This window comes from Sphaerisporangium album, from assembly GCF_003323745.1.
GTDB classification, from domain to species: domain Bacteria; phylum Actinomycetota; class Actinomycetes; order Streptosporangiales; family Streptosporangiaceae; genus Sphaerisporangium; species Sphaerisporangium album.
Genome location: NZ_QOIL01000051.1, coordinates 1 through 3,495, shown reverse-complemented (window position 1 = coordinate 3,495; position 3,495 = coordinate 1). Strand labels below are relative to the sequence as shown.

Genomic DNA, 3,495 nt, shown 5'->3' with positions numbered 1-3,495 from the left:
TGCCCTTCGTCGGCGAGGTGCCGCCGCCGACGAACTCCCCGGTCACCCGGAACATGCATCCGATCTTGTCGGCAGACAGGATGCCGCATTCCGCCCACTACATCGGCATCTTCAAAGTCGTTCAACACGATGTGTCGTGGAGGACGGCTGGCCGCTGCGCCGAGCAGCCGAACGCTTCCAGGTGGCGGTAACCACCGCCCGCCGCTGGGCCGAGCGCTACCGCCGCTACGGCACGGCGGGCATGGCCGACCGCTCCAGCCGCCCGCACCACAGTCCCCGGCGTACCCCCAGCCGTACCGAACGGCGCATCATCAAGGTCCGCCTGGCCCGCCGCTGGGGACCGGCCCGCATCGCCTTCCTGCTGCGCCTCAACCCCGCCACCGTGCACCGCGTCCTGGTCCGCTACCGCCTGGCCCGCCTGTCGCATCTGGACCGGGCCACCGGCGCTGCGATCCGCCGCTACGAGCGCACCGCCCCCGGCGAGCTGATCCACGTCGACATCAAAAAACTCGGCAACATCCCCGACGGCGGCGGCCACAAGGCACACGGCCGGGCCACCGGCGGACGCAACAGCTCCGCCCACCGCGACCCGGCCCGCCCGCGCACCCACCACGGCCGGCCCAACCTGGGGTACGGCTACCTGCACAACGCCGTCGACGACCACTCCCGCCTGGCCTACACCGAGATCCTGCCCGACGAGACCAAGGAAACCGCCGCCGCCTTCTGGCAGCGCGCCCAGGCCTACTTCACCGAATGCGGCATCACCGCCCAGCGGGTCCCGACCGACAACGGCTCCTGCTACCGATCCATCCTGTGGCGCGAGCTCCTGACCGGCCAGGGCATCACCCACAAACGCACCCGCCCCTACCGGCCCCAGACCAACGGCAAGGTCGAACGCTATAACCGCACCCTGCTCGATGAATGGGCCTACGCACGGCTCTACACCTCAGAAACCGAACGCCGCCAAGCACTCCCGGCATGGCTGCACACCTACAATCACCACCGCGGCCACACCGCACTCGGCGGCCACCCACCCGCCAGCCGCGTACCTAACCTCTCAGGGCATTACAGCTAGCCACCGCCATCCCGGCCCTGCCCTCGCTCGTCGGTGCCCCGGATGAGAGGGCGATGTGACTGGTCGTTTCATCGCCGCCTTGGTGGCGTTCGTGCTGCTGGTGCTGGCCTGGTTGGGCTTCGCCTTCCTGATGCGGGACACACCGTTGATCACCGGCATCCTCGGCTGGGGCTTGGCCGGCGTGATCGTCGTCGGGTACTTCCTGGCCGTGCTCATGGAACCACCGATGACACCGCCCGAGGGAACCCAGGAGGCCCAGGCCGCGGCGCGCTGGTGGGCCGGCCTGCTCACCAACGCGCAGAGCGCGGACATCGGCGATACGCCGGGCCGCGATCTCGACCAGGTCGACCTGAGCCGGCCGCCGAGCAGGCCGAGACCTTCCGCGCGGCCCTGGAGAAGACCATCCTCGGCCGCCTCGTGGTGGCCTGGGCAGGCATCCCGGGCGACCGCCCGGCCGGGCGGCGCTACGTCGTGCTGACGGTCATCGCCATCGACTACGACCCCGACGCCGTGCTCATGGGTGCGCTCAACGCCGCCTGCATCCCATGGGACATCACCGGGCCGCTGCCGTTGCCGCAGAAGACGTGGATGCGGATCCACCCCGGCCGTATCCGGGTCTCGGTGGGGTACGGAGGCCCAATCCAGGAGATCGACGTTCGAACGGGCGGCGCGCCGTGTTTCCGCAGGTCGGCTGAATGCGACCTGCGGAAACACGGCACCCGGGGCCCGGGGATACCAGCGGTTCGTCACGTCCGGTGGCCCGCCTGCCCGCCGTTCACCGGGCGGTGCGGGGCCGTCCCGGCTTGGGATTCCAGTTCCTGGCGAACTTCAGCAGGCGGTCAGCTTGGACTGGCCTCCTTGAGCAGGGCCTTGATTGCTCGGTTGTCGTCGCTGGACAGGCTCTTGCGGTGGGCCTTGCGCAGTGCGTGCAGGCGCCGTGCGCACCGGGCCTTGTTCTTGCGATCTCCCAGGTCCAGCGCCTCTTTCAGGTCCGCGATGGCGTCCTTGAACTCGTTGGCGATCTGTTCTTCGGAGCGGGGCGCATGCTGCCGAGTGGGCTCTGACGCAAGTGGGCGGGGAGCCCTGCGCGCGGAGGCAGGTTCGCGGGTGGGCCCGCCGTCCAAACCTCGCCGCGGCGGGAACTGGGCCTCAAGAGCTATCAGCGCGTCACGATCGACTCTCTCGCGTGCAGGGCCGGAGGCGGCGGCCCGTTGCGGAACAGGGGCACGCGCCGGGCCCGGCTTCAGGTCGGCTGTCACCGGCGGTGCCGGCTCGAGCGGCCGGGGAGCCCGGTTGGGCGCGGGCACGTACCGGCTGATGCGGCCCCAGTCCCCCACGTTGTCCGGGGTGGACAGGAAGACCTCCAGGGTCGCCGAGGTCGCGTGCATGACGAACCTGAATCGCCCGTAGGCGACGCCCTGCCTGTCCAGGATCGCCGTCACCTCGCTGTTGCGCTCGTGCACGAACCAGTCCCACTCGCGCCCCTGCGGGGACTCCGCGTCCTCCAGGACCTTCGTGATCGTGATATTGCCGAGCACGACGCGGGTGTCCCTAGTGCTGGCGGGGTCGCTGATGTGGATGTAGCGCGCGTCAAAACGATCGATGGGATCGCGAAAGACGGCTTCCCCCTCGGGGAGGTCGCGGCTTTGCCGCCAGCGCTTCAGCTCGGCCGAGATCATCTCGGGCTCGATGTCGAGCCGGCCCCGGCTCCTCTTCGCCAGGCGGCACTGCGCCTCGCTTTCACCGAGGTGATAAAAATGCGGGATCCTCTCATCGCCGATGCGAGTGAAGAGCGGGCGCCCGCACCCACTGACCGTCCCGCACCAGAAATGCACGCCCTCGTGCTCCTGACGGAACTCTAGGGCGGCGTCGCGTTCGTAAGGCATGAAGACGGCGTCCCCTGAGTCGGCCGTCGGACCTTTGACGGCCGTCTGCACCAGGCGGCGATCCCGTCCTGGTTCGGAAGTCGAGCGGAGTTGGGTCAAGTGTGGAACTCCTTCCAAACACCAGCCCGGGTTCGGCCCCGAACCGCTACAGGGTCGCAGAGCGTCACCGCTGGGACTACACTAACCACCAGATGTAGTGGTACGCAGGTCCATGATGCCCTACACCTAGGGAATTAGCACGCAAGTTCGTATAATCCCCAGCTCAAGCCGCGTGCCCTATCACCCAGGGTCATACAGGCTGTTCGCGCCGCGTGTCGCTCGGCCCCGACCGCCGGGGCGGTGTGCACCCCGCCTGCGCACACGCGGCCAGACCGGATCCAGGGCCTTGGCGCGCATCTCGTACCGTGCTAGTGCTGTGACCGGAAACGATCACCGGGTTGGGTCTTGGTCAGGCGGCGGGTGACAGGGGTCGGCCGCCCCAGCGGATGCGTTTCTCGCTGCGGATGCGGGCGCGTTCTCGGCGCTGAGCGGCCA

Annotated in this window: 4 protein-coding genes; 3 read left to right on the top strand and 1 reads right to left on the bottom strand. The window is 69.0% G+C overall.

The window, feature by feature from the left end:
* The 3 genes from DQ384_RS42595 to DQ384_RS40120 form a co-directional block, all read left to right on the top strand.
* Nucleotides 1-191 (top strand): hypothetical protein (locus tag DQ384_RS42595; RefSeq protein WP_220183402.1); only part of this gene is annotated, 191 nt, incomplete at its 5' end.
* Entirely contained in the window at nucleotides 137-1,075 is a 939-nt protein-coding gene (locus DQ384_RS40125; protein ID WP_114034124.1) for an IS481 family transposase, read from the top strand. The genes DQ384_RS42595 and DQ384_RS40125, both read left to right, overlap by 55 nt.
* Before the next feature lie 55 nt (nucleotides 1,076-1,130).
* A complete protein-coding gene (locus tag DQ384_RS40120) occupies nucleotides 1,131-1,553 on the top strand; it encodes a hypothetical protein (protein WP_114034123.1) in 423 nt (140 codons plus the stop codon).
* Nucleotides 1,554-1,914: 361 nt separating this feature from the next.
* Here the strand turns inward: DQ384_RS40120 and DQ384_RS40115 are convergent, their stop codons facing one another.
* Nucleotides 1,915-2,961, bottom strand: a complete 1,047-nt coding sequence (locus DQ384_RS40115; RefSeq protein ID WP_147269113.1) for a competence protein CoiA family protein — start codon at nucleotides 2,959-2,961, stop codon at nucleotides 1,915-1,917.
* Nucleotides 2,962-3,495: the final 534 nt, after the last annotated feature.